The following is a 1,938-nucleotide window of genomic DNA, read 5'->3' as shown; positions in this document are numbered from 1 at the left end:
GGCCAACTGGTGCAGGAAGTCCTCCTGCTCCTCGCTGCGGTCATAGCCGTAAAAAATCTGGCCTAAATGCCAGTCACTGGTATGAATGAATTTAAACATGTGTGAAAAGTTGGTTTTTTAAAATGATGTGTCTGCAAATAGTAGATTCTTATTTTTCTCTGATAATTGAGAACCTTTCTTATCAATTCATTGCTCAAATACTTCAAAGCTACCATTCAATGGCGTTCCTATATATGTCTTTGAGCTATAGCAGTACTAAATGCAATACTATAGATTCTTAAAATCATAGATTTAATCAATAGTTCTAAGAAGTTCAGGATGCTTGTAAGAATAGTAAACTTTGAAAACAAATATGTACTCATTGACAACATCCTTTACTTGTATTGGCAACATTAGACGAACTTCACCGAGTTCTTTTTCAGCGTATTCTTTTGGAAGCAGATAATATGCATACCAATCGTTTCCTAGTGGATATACTGTCTCAAGAACTTTTGGATTAATCACCTCATTAGGACTGGGTGCTATGAGTAAGATGTTATCTGAAGGGATTAAAACATCGTCTAATTCAGCACCTTTAATAATTGTAGTTGCTGGTTGACTTGATTCACGCTCAGAATATTTAGTCCCTGAATGAATAATCCTAGAAGTTTTGTTATCTAAATCAACATATGCAGCTTCATCCCAAATAACTTTAATAGTTGACTGCGAAATATTCTTTAAATTGAAGACAAATTCGTATGAGTTCTCAGAAATCACTATTTCTATAATATCATCTTTGAATGAATATTTAGTTACGGATGAGTCTTGAATTGTTTCAATTTTTCCATAGCGGTTATCTGAGTTCTCGGGCTTCTCTACACTCGTCAAAGCAGTCGTATAAGATCCTTTAAGTGCAAGTTTAAATAATTCCATTAAATCATTTGTCCTATATTGTACATCAAATTCTAGATTTGTATTCATGCTTTTAACTTTCAGCCGAACAGTGGCATTATCAGAATCATTCATATATGATTGGGGTTCGCCAAAATAAACATCTCTTACACTATATTTGTCTATCACTTTTTCGTGTGATAAGAAAGTTCCAATTATTTTGTTTTTGAACGCATTGTATGGTTCAGTAAAAACAATAGGTATTTGTTCTATACCAGGTAACTGTTTTAAACCTAAAAAGCCACCCGATGTAGGACTTTCATATGATTTTATCTTAATATTTCTTTTAACGCCATTCTGAATAGCTTCAATCGTTATTTCTTTATTTGGTTTATCATTTTTATTAACTTCTTTTACCGATATTTTTGTGATTGTAAAAGTAACATTAGAATTCAAATCATCTTCATTTGGTTTAAAACCAGTTTTTTCCCAACTTTCGTAGCCATAAGCATTTCGCACAAAGAACGTTCTACCATAGTACTGTTGGTATGCACCAGGTGTACCTTGTTTTTTGATACCAAAGTTGTCATTGGTTACAAAAGCACTTGCAACAAAAGACAGTAACAGTGATGCTAAAATAAAGACGAATTTTTTCATTATGATATGCTTTTAAGTTTATAATCTTATTTCGTTACTTTTGTGAGTATGCTGCAAATATACAAAAAAATGCTCATTTTTGAGCATAGTAGAGCCTACTATTTTTCCGTAAAAATTCTTCGGGATAATTCGTCGACGATGACCTTGGCCGCTTTGTATGACCAGTGGCTGTCATTATACAGATACACGTCCTTCTCGCCCTGGTCAATCATCGGCTGGAGATAATTCTTGCTCACCAGCAGGTGGGGGTCATTTTTCAGGATGCGGGCAATGTCCTCGTTCACGGTCTTCATGCCGTTGGGGTTGTTGATGATGTGGCCCTGATACATGTCATACTTGTCGGCAGCCACCATGAAGATGAGTTTTATGTGCTTTTCTTGTGCCAAATCCAGCAGCCGCTGGTAATTCGCC

The 1,938-nt window shown here is 35.2% G+C and carries 2 protein-coding genes; both read right to left on the bottom strand.

The features are described from left to right. Nucleotides 1-291: 291 nt before the first annotated feature. Nucleotides 292-1,527, bottom strand: coding sequence for a hypothetical protein (locus ACJROP_RS09460; protein WP_406535222.1), 1,236 nt, complete (start codon nt 1,525-1,527; stop codon nt 292-294). Between the two features lie 98 nt (nt 1,528-1,625). Continuing rightward, the coding region (locus tag ACJROP_RS09455) for a hypothetical protein (protein WP_406535221.1) at nt 1,626-1,938 on the bottom strand (313 nt) is incomplete at its 5' end.

It is taken from the genome of Methanobrevibacter sp. (genome assembly GCF_045220775.1).
In the GTDB taxonomy this organism is placed as follows: Archaea; Methanobacteriota; Methanobacteria; order Methanobacteriales; family Methanobacteriaceae; genus Methanocatella.
Note: the sequence above shows the minus strand (reverse complement) of the source record. Positions and strands in the feature narration are given on the sequence as shown.